The sequence below is a fragment of the Fibrella forsythiae genome (assembly GCF_017353175.1).
Taxonomy (GTDB): domain Bacteria; phylum Bacteroidota; class Bacteroidia; order Cytophagales; family Spirosomataceae; genus Fibrella; species Fibrella forsythiae.
The window spans coordinates 774,097-789,471 of the sequence record NZ_JAFMYW010000002.1 but is presented as its reverse complement, the minus strand read 5'-3'; the positions used below and the strand labels follow the sequence as shown (position 1 = coordinate 789,471).

General features: G+C 50.9%; 16 protein-coding genes. 3 read left to right on the top strand and 13 right to left on the bottom strand.

Going from position 1 to position 15,375, the window contains the following annotated elements; translation table 11 throughout:
- Positions 1-30 precede the first annotated feature (30 nt).
- Together mnmE and guaB are read left to right on the top strand one after the other, a co-directional pair.
- Positions 31-1,452, top strand: coding sequence for a tRNA uridine-5-carboxymethylaminomethyl(34) synthesis GTPase MnmE (gene mnmE / locus J2I46_RS09330; protein WP_207328730.1), 1,422 nt, complete (start codon positions 31-33; stop codon positions 1,450-1,452).
- A gap of 114 nt (positions 1,453-1,566) precedes the next feature.
- Complete coding sequence (gene guaB / locus J2I46_RS09325) at positions 1,567-3,039, top strand: IMP dehydrogenase (RefSeq protein ID WP_207328729.1); 1,473 nt, start codon at positions 1,567-1,569, stop codon at positions 3,037-3,039.
- Between the two features lie 96 nt (positions 3,040-3,135).
- Here guaB and J2I46_RS09320 read toward each other — a convergent pair whose 3' ends face one another.
- The 6 genes from J2I46_RS09320 to J2I46_RS09295 form a co-directional block, all read right to left on the bottom strand.
- Positions 3,136-3,285, bottom strand: coding sequence for a hypothetical protein (locus J2I46_RS09320; protein WP_207328728.1), 150 nt, complete (start codon positions 3,283-3,285; stop codon positions 3,136-3,138).
- Positions 3,278-3,721, bottom strand: a complete 444-nt coding sequence (locus J2I46_RS09315; RefSeq protein WP_207328727.1) for a hypothetical protein — start codon at positions 3,719-3,721, stop codon at positions 3,278-3,280. Before J2I46_RS09315 ends, J2I46_RS09320 begins: the two co-directional genes overlap by 8 nt.
- A gap of 235 nt (positions 3,722-3,956) precedes the next feature.
- Entirely contained in the window at positions 3,957-4,688 is a 732-nt protein-coding gene (locus J2I46_RS09310; RefSeq protein ID WP_207328726.1) for a metallophosphoesterase family protein, read from the bottom strand.
- Between the two features lie 53 nt (positions 4,689-4,741).
- Positions 4,742-5,443, bottom strand: a complete 702-nt coding sequence (locus J2I46_RS09305; RefSeq protein ID WP_207328725.1) for a DUF2306 domain-containing protein — start codon at positions 5,441-5,443, stop codon at positions 4,742-4,744.
- A 177-nt stretch (positions 5,444-5,620) separates the two neighbouring features.
- Entirely contained in the window at positions 5,621-6,919 is a 1,299-nt protein-coding gene (murA, locus tag J2I46_RS09300) for a UDP-N-acetylglucosamine 1-carboxyvinyltransferase (RefSeq protein WP_207328724.1), read from the bottom strand.
- Positions 6,920-6,999: 80 nt separating this feature from the next.
- A complete protein-coding gene (locus tag J2I46_RS09295) occupies positions 7,000-7,785 on the bottom strand; it encodes a DUF4290 domain-containing protein (RefSeq protein ID WP_229379666.1) in 786 nt (261 codons plus the stop codon).
- 147 nt (positions 7,786-7,932) lie between these two features.
- Here J2I46_RS09295 and J2I46_RS09290 point away from each other — a divergent pair, with 147 nt between their 5' ends.
- Complete coding sequence (locus J2I46_RS09290) at positions 7,933-9,267, top strand: MATE family efflux transporter (RefSeq protein WP_207328723.1); 1,335 nt, start codon at positions 7,933-7,935, stop codon at positions 9,265-9,267.
- Positions 9,268-9,770: 503 nt separating this feature from the next.
- Here J2I46_RS09290 and J2I46_RS09285 read toward each other — a convergent pair.
- The 7 genes from J2I46_RS09285 to rfbB all read right to left on the bottom strand — a co-directional run bounded on the left by J2I46_RS09285 (position 9,771) and on the right by rfbB (position 15,313).
- Positions 9,771-10,010 carry a hypothetical protein gene (locus J2I46_RS09285; RefSeq protein ID WP_207328722.1) on the bottom strand — a complete coding sequence of 80 codons (240 nt, stop codon included), beginning with the start codon at positions 10,008-10,010 and terminating at the stop codon, positions 9,771-9,773.
- Positions 10,011-10,434: 424 nt separating this feature from the next.
- Positions 10,435-11,010: an acyl-CoA thioesterase gene (locus J2I46_RS09280; RefSeq protein WP_207328721.1), complete on the bottom strand. Its 576-nt coding sequence runs from the start codon at positions 11,008-11,010 to the stop codon at positions 10,435-10,437.
- 89 nt (positions 11,011-11,099) lie between these two features.
- Positions 11,100-11,789 carry a hypothetical protein gene (locus J2I46_RS09275; protein ID WP_207328720.1) on the bottom strand — a complete coding sequence of 230 codons (690 nt, stop codon included), beginning with the start codon at positions 11,787-11,789 and terminating at the stop codon, positions 11,100-11,102.
- A gap of 81 nt (positions 11,790-11,870) precedes the next feature.
- Positions 11,871-12,494 carry a hypothetical protein gene (locus J2I46_RS09270; RefSeq protein ID WP_207328719.1) on the bottom strand — a complete coding sequence of 208 codons (624 nt, stop codon included), beginning with the start codon at positions 12,492-12,494 and terminating at the stop codon, positions 11,871-11,873.
- A gap of 67 nt (positions 12,495-12,561) precedes the next feature.
- On the bottom strand, positions 12,562-12,972 hold the full coding sequence (locus J2I46_RS09265) for a hypothetical protein (protein ID WP_207328718.1): 411 nt from the start codon (positions 12,970-12,972) through the stop codon (positions 12,562-12,564).
- A 378-nt stretch (positions 12,973-13,350) separates the two neighbouring features.
- The gene (gene rfbA, locus J2I46_RS09260) at positions 13,351-14,205 is read right to left on the bottom strand and encodes a glucose-1-phosphate thymidylyltransferase RfbA (RefSeq protein WP_207328717.1); all 855 of its coding nucleotides are present in this window, start codon (positions 14,203-14,205) and stop codon (positions 13,351-13,353) included.
- Positions 14,206-14,248: 43 nt separating this feature from the next.
- Positions 14,249-15,313, bottom strand: coding sequence for a dTDP-glucose 4,6-dehydratase (gene rfbB, locus J2I46_RS09255; protein ID WP_207328716.1), 1,065 nt, complete (start codon positions 15,311-15,313; stop codon positions 14,249-14,251).
- Positions 15,314-15,375 lie beyond the last annotated feature (62 nt).

The following is a 15,375-nucleotide window of genomic DNA, read 5'->3' as shown; positions in this document are numbered from 1 at the left end:
AACTGTAAACGGCAAACTGTAAACTGTGTTATGATCCACCAACTTGAACCCATCACGGCTTTGGCCACAGCGCCGGGCATTGGTGCCATTGCGGTTATCCGCGTGTCGGGCGAAGGCGCTATCTCGTTGACGAATAAATTATTTCGAGGTAAAGACCTTACGCAACAACCCAGCCATACGGCTCATTTCGGCACCTTCCGGTCGAGCGCTGATGCCATTATTGACGAAGTATTGGTAACGGTTTTTCAGAGCCCAAAATCGTTTACGAAGGAAGACGTCGTAGAGATTTCGTGCCACGGGTCAGAGTTTATCATTCGCCAGATTCTGACGGAATTGACCAGCGCCGGAGCCCGTTTGGCCAAGCCTGGCGAATTTACGCAGCGGGCGTTTCTGAACGGGCAGTTTGATCTGGTGCAGGCTGAGGCCGTGGCCGATGTGATTGCCGCCGATTCGGCCGCCAGTCATCGCGCCGCGTTGAGTCAGTTACGGGGTGGTTTTTCGAAACAGCTGACAGAACTTCGCCAGCAACTAATTGATTTTGTAGCGCTTGTGGAGCTGGAACTCGATTTTGGCGAGGAAGATGTTGAATTCGCCAAACGCGATCAGTTGCGCGGCCTGATGCAGACAATTCGCGGTGTCATTCAACCGCTTATCGATTCATTTACGGCGGGTAACGTGATCAAGAACGGGGTGCCAACGGTGATCGTAGGCAAGCCTAACGCAGGTAAATCGACGCTATTGAATGCCCTTTTGAATGAAGAGAAAGCGATTGTCTCCGACATTCCCGGCACCACCCGCGATGTCATCGAAGACGAACTATTCATCGACGGCGTTCGCTTCCGCCTCATCGACACGGCCGGCCTGCGCGACACCACCGATACCATTGAAGCCATCGGCGTGGCCCGTACCCGGCAACAGATCGACAAGGCCGCGCTGGTCGTTTACCTCTTCGACGGAACCACCACCACACCCGACGACCTACTACAGGCCATCGCAGAGCTGGATGAATCGGGCAAACCGTACGTGCTGGTTGGCAACAAGGCAGATGCCGTTTCAGATGCCACCCGCCAAACCCTCGATGGTAGTCCCTACGCCCTTTCGGCCGTAGCAAACGTACCTGGCAACGTACCCACAGCCCCACGCATCATCTGGATTTCGGCTAAAGATGCACAGATCGACGCGCTGAAAACGGTACTCTCGGCCCGCGCCCGCACCGATTCGGCCATGCAGGCGGGCAGTTCCGTGGTGACCAACGCCCGCCACCTTCAGCACCTCACCGCCACCGACGACGCTCTGGCCCACGCTATAGCCGCCATCGACGCAGGTACGTCGGCCGACTGGATCGCGATGGACCTCCGCATCGCCCTCCGCGAACTGGGCGAGCTCACCGGCGAAGTCACGACAGACGACCTTCTCGCCTCGATTTTTGGCCGGTTTTGTATTGGAAAGTAAGTTTTAGAAAACCCGTTTTTAGCATCATTCCAAACGACTTAACAATTCCATTACCTAAGTTCCGCAGAATAGTAGTACTTTTGTCCGGCAAATAACACCCCCTGCTTATTTGCCATGAGCTTAGACGCCAGCAAGTTTCTGTACGAGGCACTCACCTACGACGACGTTCTCCTCCTCCCCGCTTATTCGGAGGTTCTGCCGAGAGACACCAATACCACTTCACAACTGACACGAACCATTCGCCTGAACGTACCACTCGTTTCAGCCGCTATGGACACCGTAACCGAATCAGATCTGGCCATCGCAATGGCGCAGGAAGGCGGCATCGGTATGATCCATAAAAACATGAGCATCGAACGGCAGGCCGAACAGGTCCGCAAGGTGAAACGCTCGGAAAGTGGCATGATCATCGACCCGATTACGCTCACCGAAGGATCTAAACTCTCAGATGCTCACCGCATCATGCGCGAATCGAAGATTGGGGGTATTCCTATCGTTGACGCCGATGGGAAGCTGATCGGTATTCTGACCAACCGGGACCTCCGGTTCCAGCGCGATCTTACGCTGCCCGTCACCGATATCATGACGCGCGATAACCTGATCACCGCTACAGTAGGCCTCTCATTTGAAGACGCCGAAAATATGCTTCAGGAATACAAGATCGAGAAACTGCCTATCGTCGACGAAGACTACAAGCTGGTTGGCCTGATTACCTACAAAGATATTCTGAAGCGGAAGAGCCACCCCAACGCCTGTAAAGACGAACTGGGCCGGCTACGCGTAGGTGCCGCAGTTGGTGTTACGCCAGACCTGACGCAACGCATTGAAGCCCTGGTTAAAGCGGGTGTCGATGTGGTCAGCCTGGATACGGCACATGGCCATTCACAGGGTGTATTAGACGCCGTAAAGCGCATAAAAGCGCAGTTCCCGAATCTACAGGTCATTGCCGGTAACGTGGCTACGGGTGAGGGCGCCAAAGCCCTGGCCGATGCCGGTGCCGACGCGGTGAAAGTGGGCGTTGGGCCGGGTAGTATCTGTACTACCCGCATCATTGCCGGTATCGGTATGCCCCAGTTAACGGCCGTTTACGAATCAGCAAAAGCCCTGATTGGTACAGGCGTACCGGTTATTGCCGACGGTGGCATCCGCTTCTCGGGCGACATTACGAAAGCCATTGCAGGCGGAGCCAGTACCGTTATGATCGGCTCATTACTGGCAGGTACCGAGGAGGCTCCCGGCGAAGTTGTTCTTTTTGAAGGACGCCGCTTTAAAAGTTATCGGGGTATGGGCTCCGTGGAAGCGATGGAAGAAGGCTCGAAAGACCGTTATTTCCAGGATGCCGAAGATGACATCAAGAAACTTGTTCCTGAGGGTATCGTTGGTCGGGTGCCCGTAAAAGGCAAAGTATCGGAGATTATCTACCAGATGGTAGGCGGACTGAAAGCAGGTATGGGTTACTGCGGTGCGGCCGACGTACCTGCGCTCCAGCAGGCCCGATTTGTGAAAATCACCACGGCCGGTTCAAAAGAAAGCCACCCGCACGATATTCAGATTTCGAAAGAAGCGCCAAACTACTCATCGAAGTAATCTGGCCTGATAAAAAGAACAGTCCTCAGCCCGGGAACCGACGTCTCGTCGACTCGCCAAACTGAGGACTGTTCTTTTTGCCGCGCTAATGCCTTCTTATTGACTCAGTAGTACCCGCCCGGTACCCTGTGCACTTAGTTTTCCCGTACCAACGAACCGGATTCCCTTTGCCTGCCCGGTGAATGTAGTTGGCGCCGTCACGGTATGTCCGTTCATGATCCGAACAGGCAGTGAGCCGTCAGGCACACAGTTGCAGTTCCAGGTTGAGGGAGCATTCCAGTTGCCCGACCAGCTTGGCCACGCTTAGTTCCTGAAGACGAGCGGGTGCAACAACTGGTAAGGACAGATGAGCGGCGGCGCGCTGCAACGCTTCGGCGGGCGTTAACAGTGTCTTCGATAAGGCTGTCGATTTAGTAGCAATCAGGTCGGGAATGAAGTTATGAGTCATATATGCTACCTGACCGTCTTTGATCACAACGTTCATCAGGCGATTGTAAACGTCGATCGACTGATAGCCCTGGTTAAAGTAAACGTGATACCAACCTGTAGTTGGCGACAGGTAGGCGCTCGACGTGATCAACTCACCGATGTCGCTCTGGCTGAGTTTCTGCTTCTGGGCGTTGGTTGTGAGATACTGTTTAGCCGTCTCTACAGCATCCTGGGCGTATGTCTGAGCTGACAAAAGAAGGGAAATTGCACAGAGAATGACCTTACGTCTCGTCGACCCGAGAAAAAAGGCATGAGTTAAGCCCATAATGTGGTGGCGCGTGTAGAGTACAGGATTTACCTGTGGCCACAAAATAGCCATTAATACTCAACAAAAACAACCAGAGTAGTATCAGCCAAAATGCACTACGTGCCAGTAATCACAACCGCTCAGTTCAGTACAACTACTGACTAGTCAATTCGTTGACAATCTACAGACTAATAATCCGGCTGCTTACGCCATTGGTTGTTACGTCAATTTCGCGCATGTACGGGCCCGTATTGACAAGTTGAATGTCAGGCGTGTGCGGGTCGAGTTGAATATATGTCGACGGCGTTACCAGCACGGTCGTATTCCCGCGCATGACGGTCGCTTCGGTATGGTAATGGCCGCTGATGACCTGCATTCGGCAGGGTAGCTCTTCTGTTGTTTCAACCCACTGATTTTGCTGACGAAACGGATACCGGGCATCCATAAATCGGGCATTGGCAGGTAATACGGGGTGGTGGCAGAAAATCAGTACATTGTAGCTGATAACGGCCAGTTCTTCAGCAAGCCAGGCCCACTGAGCAGCCGAGAATACGCCTTTCGATGAATCAAGGAAAAGTGCAGGATACCCCTCCAGCGGTGCAGCACTGTATAATTCGGTGCCGGTCAGGTGGTGGGTCAGGTGCAGTTCTTCGGCCATCATCACCGAGTCGTCGTGATTACCGGGAATGGCGTACCATTGACAAGGCAGATCGGTCTGCAACTGCTTGTAGATCCACTGGTAAATTTCCCGTACACCCACATCGAAGCAGAGATCACCGCCAATGACCAGGCAATCGGGCTTCATAGCCCGAACCGCGTCAAGTGCTTTCAGGAAATTGGCCCGTACATCAATGCCAGCCGGTGTTTCGCCTTCTCCAGCAATGTGAATATCGGTGATAAATGCAATTTTCATGATCGGTGTCGCTACCCTTCGAGTGAATTGTAAAGGTAACGGACAGTCGGAACCTACGAAACAGCCATACCCGCCGATTTAGATGCAAATTTCTGTTTGTAGTAACGGACTGTACGGCCAATCAGCATACCGCCCACTATCGACGGGGCAATCCAGACAAGTGTATGCGTCCATTCGGGAGCGTTGGCGGGTAACAGCCTGGGTACGTTGGTCACCGCAGCGGCCGTGAACGTAGCGATATACGAACCGCCCATTCTGATAAAATGCTGGAAATACCAGTCCATTTTCAGGGTTGGCTGCTTCCGCTTCTGGTAATCTTTCCAGGCAAACTGACCCGTTAGAACACCGAAAAAGGTAAAGACGATGGGCATAAACGATAAACCATTTAACACCAACAGGTACGTTCCAAACAAAACCATAGCCGCGCCGATCACCAGGGTACCGTAGGTGAGGGCAATATCGAGCGGGGCTGCCTGACCTTTCTTTTGTTTGGTGGCCCGCCAGCCGGTGAAGCACAGGTAGAAACTGAACACGGCAATGCCCGTCAGGAACAACCGCATCATCTTGAATGGCTGAAGTCCGCAAAGCAGCAGGGCAGTGATGGCTACGGTAATCATACAGTAGACATAAACGAGCCCGGCCCGATTATGAAGGCGACTCCCTTTTTGTGAAAACATCGGAATGAGGCCTACCATCAGGGCCGTAAAGCCGGTGGCGATATGGGTAATCAGAAGCAGGGTCAGCAGCGTTTTCATGGCGCATTGTTGGTTTCGAATGATGAAACAAACGTAGCGGCAACCAGCCTGACAAACACTCTTTTTGGGGTGTTGAACACGTTTTGGGGTGAATGGCAAACCCGTTTACCCATCCTAACCATGTAAAAAGGCCACTCCCCTCCGGAAATGGCCTTTTTGCGCTTGACAGCAACGTACCTACAGCCGGGTAATATCGGCGCCGATGGCGTTGAGGCGGGTGTCAATGTTCTGATACCCCCGGTCGATCTGTTCAATGTTATCGATGATACTGGTACCGTTTGCCGACATGGCCGCAATCAGCAGCGACACGCCCGCCCGAATATCCGGCGATGACATGCGGATGCCACGCAGTTGCTGATGCCGCCCTAAGCCAACGACCGTAGCCCGGTGCGGATCGCAGAGGATAATCTGAGCGCCCATCTCAATCAGTTTGTCGACGAAGAACAAGCGGCTTTCAAACATTTTCTGGTGAATAAGCACCGTTCCGCTGGCCTGAATGGCCGTTACAAGTACAATGCTCAGCAGGTCGGGGGTGAAACCGGGCCAGGGCGCATCGGAGACAGTCATCATACCACCGTCGAGGAAGGTCTCTACCTGATAGATGTCTTGGGCAGGTACGTGAATATCGTCGCCCCGGAATTCGAGTTGAATACCCAGGCGCTTGAATACGTCGGGAATGATACCCAGTTCAGGAATCTGACAGTTTTTGATTGTCACCTCCGACTGTGTCATGGCGGCCATACCAATGAACGAGCCAATCTCGATCATATCAGGCAGCATGGTATGCTCCGTACCATGCAATTCCTCCACGCCTTCGATAATGAGCATGTTGGAACCTACGCCCGAGATTTTGGCCCCCATACGGTTCAGCATTTTGCTGAGTTGCTGCAGATACGGCTCACAGGCGGCATTGTAGATGGTTGTGGTTCCTTCGGCCATCACGGCGGCCATGAGTACGTTGGCCGTTCCGGTTACAGAGGCTTCGTCGAGCAGCATGTAGGCTCCCTTAAGCTGGTCGCCTTCAACCCGGTAGAAATCGCCATCGAAATGAAACTTGGCACCGAGCTTTTCAAAACCCAGAAAGTGCGTATCCAGTCGGCGGCGGCCAATTTTATCGCCTCCCGGCCGGGGAATACGCCCCTGCTTATAACGGGCAAGCATTGGCCCGAGCAGCATGACGGATCCACGCAGGGCAGCGGCTTTACGCTTATAAGCTTCGGTATTCTGGAAGTCGAGGTTGACATCGCTGGCCACAAACCGGTATGAACTTTCTCCGATTTTAGTTACCCAAACGCCCATATCGCCCAGGAGTTCGATAAGCTGGTTTACATCGCGGATATTAGGAATGTTGTGAATCGTGACGGGTTCTTTCGTCAGCAGTACCGCACAGAGAATTTGCAGGGCTTCGTTTTTAGCCCCCTGCGGCACTAGTTCGCCCGAAAGCCGACGGCCACCAATAATCTTAAAAGATGCCATTTGTATGAATTAAGAATGCAGAAGTAAGAAGTAAGAATTTTTCAGCGCATGGCCATTCCTACTCCTTAATTCTTGATTATCTACCTCCCGCGCCGCCGGTTATTGCCGCCACCGCTGTTGTTGTTGGGATTATTGCCGCCCCGGAAGTTACGCGATCCGCCGTCGCGGTTCGGATTGTTGCCGCCACCGTTGTTACCACCCCGGAAGTTACGCGGTCCACCGTCGCGGTTCTGGTTATTGTTGGGACGATCCTGCCGGTTGCGTTGCTGCTGGTAATTACCGGCATAGGGTTTCAACTGAGGCTGACGGCCCAGTTTCTGCGGCTGATCTTCAGTACGTTCGCGGGGTGAGCCTTCTACAAGTCCTTCATCGCGAATGAGTTGTATGTCGGCGGCCAGTTTACCTTTCGATATGTCGAGCAGGCTTTGGTAGATGGTTTCATCCTCAACCGTTTCCTTGTTCCAGGCCATGTAGAACGTCTTCATCAACCGGGTCAGGTACGACACGAACGCCCGTTTTTCTTCAGGATCTTCGGTATTGACGGCCCGCTCAACCAGCAGGTTTATATTTTGCCCAAAGTGTTTGTACTTCAGGTTCTGGTACTGGTAATCAATCTTCTTGGGCTTTTTGCCGAGTACTTCCGGCGATGGTGGAGGAAACGGGCTATCAACGTCTAGCTTAAACTCCGAAATGATATACAGATCATCCCACAGCTTGTTATAGTAATCCTGCCCGTCTTTCATGCCGGGGTGAATCTGCCGCATTAATTCCACCAAGATATGCGCCTGCCGGGTGCGCTTCTCGCGATCTTCGATGGTCAACAGGTACTTGACCATCTTCTCGATACTACTTCCGTATTCTTTCAAGCGAACGTCTGATTCTTGTGTATAAACAAAGATACGGGAAAAAGGCGTAGCGGGCGTTGGGCCTAGGGCTTAGGGCATGGGGAAATAATGACGATTTGGCTAAAGGGCGAGCTTATCTTTGTGCCCCACGCCCCAGGCTACACTCCAATGCAACTCCGCGCCGACTTATCCGACACCCTTCGCCTTAGTATTCCCATCGTTATTGCCCAACTGAGCACGGTGCTGATGGGTGTAACCGACAACCTGTTTGTTGGTCGGTTGTTGGGTGCCATTCCACTCGGGGCAGCCGGTCTGGCCAACTCCATGTCATTCCTCTTATCAAGCATTGGTATTGGTGGGTTAACGGTGGTGGCAGCGCTTGTTTCGCAGGCCAATGGACGAGGCAGTGCGGCCGATGTACACCGCAGTTACCGGGCCGGAATCCGGGTGGCAGTACTGCTCAGTCTGGCGTTGGGCGCAGTAGTAGCCGGAGTGGCCATGAATTTTCAGTGGCTAGGGCAAACGGCCGACGTGAACGCACTGGCACGTCCTTTTATGCTGATCCTGAGCGCCTCGAACGTACCGCTGTTTATTTTCATTGCTGCCCGTCAACTTTGCGATGGGCTTCGTTTTCCCCGTGTTGCCATGACCATCACTATTGGGGCATTGCTGCTTAATGCGCTCTTTAATTACCTGTTCATACTGGGCATTGGGCCTTTTCCTAAACTAGGCACGCAGGGATCGGCAGTGGCCACGCTACTTTCGCGGGTGTTCATGGCGCTGGCCATGTTGTGGTACATCCGTCGGTCGCCGAATTTTCGGGCGTATTTCAGCACTGAATTCGCCCGATTACCCATTGCCAGCGATGTGCGTACCATCCTGAAACTAGGTCTACCCAGTGGGTTAACGTTCTTCTTCGAAATTGCCCTGTTTACCGCTGCCATGGTCATCATCGGCTGGCTCGGTGCGGATCGACTGGCCGCGCACCAGATCGCCATCAATATGGCCTCATCTACGTACATGATGGCTACAGGCATTTCGTCGGCGGCGGCTATTCGAGTCGGAGCGGCATTTGGTCGGGGCGATCAACCCGGCATCCGCCGGGCGGGTTTGGCGGCTTTTACATTATCGGCCCTGATGATGGGGCTGGCGGGCGTGATCTTTCTGCTGTTCAACAATGTCCTCGTCGACCTCTACATTACCGATGCCCCACAGGTAGCCCAAATCGCAGCCACATTGGTATTTATGGCTGGTTTTTTCCAGCTTTCCGACGGCATCCAGGTCGTTGGTATTGGCGTATTGCGCGGTCTTTCCGACGTGAACGTACCCACGCTGATCACCCTCTTTTCGTATTGGCTGATCGCGTTGCCAACCAGCTATTTACTAGGGTTCACCTTCGGCTACGATGCCGCTGGCGTCTGGATTGGCCTGCTTGTTGGTCTGAGCGTGGCGGCACTGCTACTAACAATCCGCTTTTTCCGGTTAGCCAGGCTGGCTCTATAACCAATTCACCAACTTTGCCTTGATTCAATACACACACGATGCGTTCAGCTGCTTCATCTATTTTCTCACTACTCGTTTTACTGAGACTGTAAGACTGCTCGCCAAAATGTAGTTGTCCAGTTCCCGTTCCCTATGCCTCTGCCCATGTGGTGCAGACTGGCAATGGACTGCTTCGTTCACGGCTTTAGGAATACAAACCCCTGCCTCTACTGGTGAAACACGGTCAATACGCTTTTTTAACGACAATAACGGCGAGGTTATCTCGCAGCAAGTGAACGGTATAGTTGTTAATTCGGCCCGCTGAACCTCACTACCGGCGACAAGTGAAGCGGCGGGAATCATTGTTTTTCGCTCCTTGATGGCACCTTCCTTAAAGTCCACCAACTTCCATACGCTGATGGCTTGCGTAGGATCGAATGCACTGATTATCTGACTGCTTTACCAAAGTCGACTGATACGTACAACCATCAGTATCAGGCCAAAAACTAACCCTGGGTACGTATCTACGCTGCCCGTAACTGCGCCAGTAGCTGGTCGCGGCTGGGGCGCTGACTTTTCACCTCGTAACGCAGACCTTCGAGGTCGAGCGCATCAACGAACGAGGCGTAGTCCTCAACGGTGAACAGACACAAGTTATCAAATGGCTCGTTGAAGGGCTCCACTTCCGTTTGTACCGCTTTCTGCTGCAAAGCCCGGTATGGGTCGGGCTTCAGATTGTCCTGTTTGAGAATGAAATACCACATGCGGTTGTAACCTGCCACTGGCCTGTTTGGTTGCTTTGCACCGACCGGTTCCAACCACTTCCTCAGCAAAATACCCTATTACCTGCCCCACAAACGACCAGAAAACGGAATCGATCTTCAAGCGAAAAATAATTCAGCTACACCTACAGACCCAATACGGCCAGTAGCGCTGATAGCTACGTAACGCTCTACATTGAACCGGTCGGCTTTCTACACCCAACTCTTTACGACAGCCCGGCTATCTGCCGCGACATTACCCAGGGCGACAACATCACAGTGACGGGCAACAAAGGCTATAAAGCCCAAAAAGGCTGGGCCGCCTACACCCGATTTGGCGTTGTTGACGGCAAAAACTAGCTACTGCCCTGAAAACCGCTGTCTATCCTTTATCCGGTCAGGTAGGTTGCCAGTTCCGACAACGTACCTACAAAATCCCGGTTCCCAGCACACAGCGCTCATTGGTTAGTTGGGCCAGATTTTCGGTGAGCATCATCCGGGTACGTTCATTATCGAAATGCTCGCTATAGGCAGCGCGTAACTCTTTGCGTTTAATGGCTTCCAGAAAACGACGGGCATCATCAGCCGTTTCAAGCAGCAATGGTGGCACTTCTGTTGGCACGCCCGCGTCATTTTTCGCCACCATCGTGATATACGACGTGTTGGTATGCTTCACAATGCCCGTCTTCACGTTTTCGGCAACAACCTTAATACCAATTACCAGCGAGGTACGGCCCACATAATTGACCGACGCCATCAACGACACCAGTTCGCCAACTTCAACCGGCTGGCGGAAATTCACCCCATCGACAGATACCGTGACGCAGTATTCTCCAGCATGTTTGGCTGCACAGGCGTAGGCTACTTTATCCATCAGTGATAGCAACGTCCCCCCGTGAATTTTACCACCAAAATTGGCGTAGGCAGGAATCATCAACTCAGTAAGTGTAGTACGCGAGTAGGCAACTGATTTGGCCGGTACGCTGGTAAAGGGCTCAGGCATTGGTAGAGTTTCAGATGGTATCGTTGCAAAAGTAAGCCAACCAATTGCTTCAAGCACTGCTTTTCAACGAAGACGTGGTTTACCTGCCCTTATACAATACCTGTATAGTAGTTGTCCTGATCGAACTTACTCATCCACAGACCAACGGCAGCCAGACAGGAAAACAATATACTAATCATCTGGTCCATGTTTGCGTAAACATCGTATACATCCTGCGGTGCCTTTTGCAAATAATCAGCAGAAACAGCGATCATCAACGTACCTGCACCGTAAAAAAGAAAACCGGCGCTCACCCAGAAAGCAGCATGAAGCACCACTTTTTTTATCTGGTTCTCCGCTAATATTTTATTGAAATAGGTTAAAGCCAGCACTACCATCAGCAATCGCAATCCTGACCGGCCTACACTCAACGGGCCATCTGATAAATAATTAACTAAAGCAGCACAGAAAACAATCGTGGTGGCGACAACTGTCAATCGGCCGGAAAACGAATTACCGGTAAGGCTAACAAAATAAAACCGCCCTATAAAAAGTACGTCTACCAATATGATTACCTTGCTCAGGTTCAAGTTATTCTGAGGTATCAGTGAATAATATAACATCACCGTGTCGCTGATAAACCGGCCGCATAAATAATAAGAAATAAGTAACAGAGCAGGCGTTAGAAACCCTCGCCGATATACAGCTACAGACAAAGGTACCAACAAGAAAAAATAGGCATAAAAATCCAGAGGATATGTAGTAAAAAGATAGTTTAAATTTCGCAATATATGGTCCATAATACCTTCAATAACTGGCTACTGATAGACTATTGACGGTACCAATCTATAAAAGCCACGCAAAATTAAAGTAAGAAGCTATTAGATAGATTGTATGTAATTGTCTTTATCAGAATCACTTACCCACATACCGATAGCTACCAGAGCTGACAGGATCATACTCAGTATCTGGTTCATATCTGAAAATAAATTATACGTTTCTTTCGTCGTCAGTGCAGGGTCCAGCAGGTAATCTTTGAACAGTGAAGTCATAAACGTACCCATACCGAAAAATAAGAACCCCGCATTTACCCAGAATAATGAGTGTGACACAATTTTTCTTACTCGATTTTCAGATAGAATTTTATTAAAATAAACCAAACTTAGTATGATTATCATTAGCCGTATACAGGAGTGGCTAACACTTCCTAACCCGTCCAAACTATAACTACTCGTAGTTGCTACAAATACCAGCGTAGTAACGGCAATGGTCAGTTTGCCGGCAAACGAATTTCTGGCAAAGCTTAACCAGTAAAACCAGCCAATGAGCAGGCTGTCCAGAATAAGTGCAAGATTACTTATACGCTGTGTACTTTTCGGAATCAACACATAATATAGAAACACGCATTCTTCAAGAAATCGCACTAAAAAATAAGCAGTAACAACCAACAAAACTGGCGTTAAAAACTCCCGCCTGTACACAGCTACAGCTACAGGCAGGAGCATAAAAAAATACGAATAAAAGTCAAGCGGGTAAAAATCAAATAAATCTCTCAGACTTTTTATCATACAACTAAAGTGAACTCGGTGGATTACCACAATGCCGCGGACATTCAAACCCGTCACCCAGTGCATCACCATCACCAGGATCCTTTCTGCCGGTTGGGTCGTCGAAGATATCAGTACCGTCAGCCCGAACACCAACAAGCACCAGGCGCGATTTAAGTTCACCCTGCCCGTCGTCGACAACATTTCCATCAACGTCTTCATGGGTCTTACCATAGTAGATACGGATACCCACACAGTCTTTGCGCCCCAGCAGTTTATTGATCCGGTTAATGCCGAAGAACTCGGCCCGGGCAAATGTGTCGGGCTTATAGCCTTTTTCTTGTTTGTACCTTTTATAACGGGCAGTGCGCGATCGGGCGTCTTGCCCGGTTAAGAAGCGGCCCACGTCGCCGTGGAATTTATTCTTGTCGGTCATCGATTAAGTGATCTGTCAATTAGATCGGAAAGCTACCAAAAGTCCAATTACATGCCATCGTGTTTGCCTTTTGGATTGATTTATCGGCAATTTTATTGCCCTTTACTCTAACGAATACGTAGAACTACGCACTCAGATACGGGTTTATGCGCATTATCTACACCTGTCGTAAAAAGGGTGATTCTGCGCTTACCCTACCTTCGCCAATCTGCTACCTTTGAGCTTGTCAATACGGGGTAGTTTTCCGGTCTTATCCACACACAAGCAAAGTTTCCAAATCGTATTAAGTTTTCTCATCTCATAGGTTAGGTAAGAAAAAGCCAGAGCATTGCTCTGGCTTTTTTTAGTGCGTTCAACAAGATGTGTTTAGCCTGCGATCTATATACCCAACAAGTACTGGCCATAGCCACTTTTCACCAGCGGCCTGGCAATCTCGATCAGCTGATCTTTCGAGATGAATTTCATCCGATAGGCAATTTCTTCAATACAACCGATCTTCAGGCCCTGCCGCTCTTCTATCACCTGTACAAACTGGCCGGCCTGCATCAGCGATGCGAACGTACCTGTATCTAACCAGGCGGTACCCCGATCCAATACGCCCACTTTCAGCTTTCCGCGCTCCAGATAAACCCGGTTCACGTCAGTAATTTCCAGTTCACCACGAGGCGAAGGCGGAATGTTTTTAGCAATTTCAACTACGTCATTATCATAGAAATAAAGGCCAGGCACCGCGTAATTCGACTTCGGTTTATCCGGCTTTTCTTCAATCGACAGCACGTTGAACTCATCATCGAACTCAACTACGCCATACCGTTCAGGATCCTGCACCTGATAGGCATACACAACCCCCCCGTCGGGGTCGTTGTTGGCTTGCAACAATTTAGACAGGCCGGATCCGTAAAAGATATTGTCGCCAAGCACCAGCGCCACTTTATCGGTGCCAATAAACTCTTCACCGATAATAAATGCCTGCGCCAGTCCGTCGGGGCTGGGTTGCACGGCGTAAGAGAACCGGCAGCCAATGCGCGATCCGTCACCGAGCAATTTCTCGAAATGCGGCAGATCATGAGGCGTTGAAATAATCAGGATATCCTGAATACCCGCCAGCATCAGAATCGACAGCGGGTAATAAATCATCGGCTTATCGTAGACCGGCATCAGTTGCTTGGAAACGGCCAGCGTCAGCGGGTGCAATCGGGTGCCGGACCCACCGGCGAGTATAATTCCTTTCATATGGCAGTTATAAGTCGTACCTCAACAGTCGTACGGTGCTGTTTTATCTATTCGCGTACATGTCCTGATAATAGCCCTGATAGGCGCCGGAGGTGACGTTGTTGAGCCACTCCTGATTAGCCAGGAACCAATCGACTGTTTTATTCAGGCCTTCTTCAAACTGAAGGGACGGCTCCCAACCCAGTTCGTTCATGATCTTATTGGCATCAATAGCATAGCGAAGATCGTGCCCGGCACGATCTGTCACGTAGGTTATCAGTTGTGACGACGTACCTGCGGGGCGGCCTAGCTTCTCGTCCATCACCCGGCAGAGCAGATGCACAATATCAATATTTTTCCACTCGTTGAAGCCGCCGATATTATACGTTTCGCCCTGCTTACCCTTATGAAAAACCGTATCGATGGCCCGGGCATGATCAACCACAAACAGCCAGTCGCGTACGTTTTCGCCTTTACCATAAACGGGCAGCGGTTTGTTCTGCTGAATGTTGTGAATCATCAGCGGAATCAGCTTCTCGGGGAAATGATTCGGGCCATAATTGTTCGAACAGTTACTCAGAACAACAGGCATTTTATACGTATTTCCATAGGCCCGCACAAAGTGATCAGACGCCGCTTTAGAAGCTGAATAGGGCGACTGCGGGTCGTAGGCTGTCTCTTCCGTAAAGAATTCATCAGGGTTGTGTAACGAACCGTACACTTCATCGGTCGAAACATGATAGAAGCGTTTTCCATCGAAACCGGATTCTGAGTCGAGCCAGCTTTTTTTAGCGGCGTTCAGCAGATTCACCGTTCCTACCACATTGGTCATCACAAACGACATTGGGTCAGTAATTGACCGATCCACGTGTGACTCGGCGGCCAGGTGGATGACACCTTCTGGCTGGTATTTGCCAAACAGTTCCGCCAAGAACGCAGCGTCAGTGATGTCGCCCCGGACAAACGTGTAGTTTGGCTCGTTCTCAATATCGGTCAGGTTAGCGAGGTTACCCGCGTAGGTGAGCGCGTCGAGATTGATGATGTGGTAATCGGGGTATTTTGTGACAAACAACCGCACTACGTGCGATCCGATGAAACCGGCCCCTCCGGTAATGATGATGGTTTTCATGAAGCAAGTTTACTGTTTTCTGTTCACTGTCTTCTGTTGCGCTGCTCAACCCAAATCAGGTA

Bases quoted from the DNA above. Each gene is read 5' to 3' on its own strand.
- mnmE (WP_207328730.1), top strand. From the start codon at position 31: ATGATCCACCAACTTGAACCCATCACGGCTTTGGCCACAGCGCCGGGC.
- guaB (WP_207328729.1), top strand. From the start codon at position 1,567: ATGAGCTTAGACGCCAGCAAGTTTCTGTACGAGGCACTCACCTACGAC.
- J2I46_RS09310 (WP_207328726.1), bottom strand. From the start codon at position 4,688: ATGAAAATTGCATTTATCACCGATATTCACATTGCTGGAGAAGGCGAA.
- J2I46_RS09305 (WP_207328725.1), bottom strand. From the start codon at position 5,443: ATGAAAACGCTGCTGACCCTGCTTCTGATTACCCATATCGCCACCGGC.
- murA (WP_207328724.1), bottom strand. From the start codon at position 6,919: ATGGCATCTTTTAAGATTATTGGTGGCCGTCGGCTTTCGGGCGAACTA.
- J2I46_RS09290 (WP_207328723.1), top strand. From the start codon at position 7,933: ATGCAACTCCGCGCCGACTTATCCGACACCCTTCGCCTTAGTATTCCC.
- J2I46_RS09285 (WP_207328722.1), bottom strand. From the start codon at position 10,010: ATGTGGTATTTCATTCTCAAACAGGACAATCTGAAGCCCGACCCATAC.
- J2I46_RS09280 (WP_207328721.1), bottom strand. From the start codon at position 11,010: ATGCCTGAGCCCTTTACCAGCGTACCGGCCAAATCAGTTGCCTACTCG.
- J2I46_RS09275 (WP_207328720.1), bottom strand. From the start codon at position 11,789: ATGGACCATATATTGCGAAATTTAAACTATCTTTTTACTACATATCCT.
- J2I46_RS09270 (WP_207328719.1), bottom strand. From the start codon at position 12,494: ATGCTCCTGCCTGTAGCTGTAGCTGTGTACAGGCGGGAGTTTTTAACG.
- J2I46_RS09265 (WP_207328718.1), bottom strand. From the start codon at position 12,972: ATGACCGACAAGAATAAATTCCACGGCGACGTGGGCCGCTTCTTAACC.
- rfbA (WP_207328717.1), bottom strand. From the start codon at position 14,205: ATGAAAGGAATTATACTCGCCGGTGGGTCCGGCACCCGATTGCACCCG.
- rfbB (WP_207328716.1), bottom strand. From the start codon at position 15,313: ATGAAAACCATCATCATTACCGGAGGGGCCGGTTTCATCGGATCGCAC.